Origin of the sequence: Streptomyces sp. SID13726 (assembly GCF_010548375.1) — a bacterium.
Lineage (GTDB): Bacteria > Actinomycetota > Actinomycetes > Streptomycetales > Streptomycetaceae > Streptomyces.
The window spans coordinates 1-389 of record NZ_JAAGLY010000834.1 but is presented as its reverse complement, the minus strand read 5'-3'; the positions used below and the strand labels follow the sequence as shown (position 1 = coordinate 389).

At 68.1% G+C, this 389-nt stretch carries 1 pseudogene; it reads right to left on the bottom strand.

The window, feature by feature from the left end:
• A pseudogene (locus G3I78_RS50560) lies at positions 1–389 on the bottom strand (hypothetical protein); the annotation flags it as partial.

Below are 389 nucleotides of genomic sequence, written 5' to 3'. Positions count from 1 at the left end.
TGCTGGTTCTCGAACCCGTCGCCGACGAGCCACCGCAGGAGAGTGTTGCTCCACACGATGAGCCGACCGATGGTCCACGTGACGCGGTGCGGGTCCGGCAGCTCGACGCCCCAGATCGCGCGCGCGACCTCGACCTTCCCGGCCGTGCCGGTGTACTTGAGGATCGTCAGGTACTCGTCGGGGTGGACGATGCACAGCACCTTGGTCAGCAGCGCCTCCTTGAACCCCTTCATCCCGAGGGACGTGGTGTCGTCGATCAGCTGCGTCAGCCGGTCCTCGAGCGGGGTGGACTCCGGGCCGCGGAGCAGGTGCTCGACGGCCGTGCGCACCTGCGCGGCGGCCGCGTCGTCGCCGATCCGGTTCCACTCGGTGTTGAACACGGACATGTT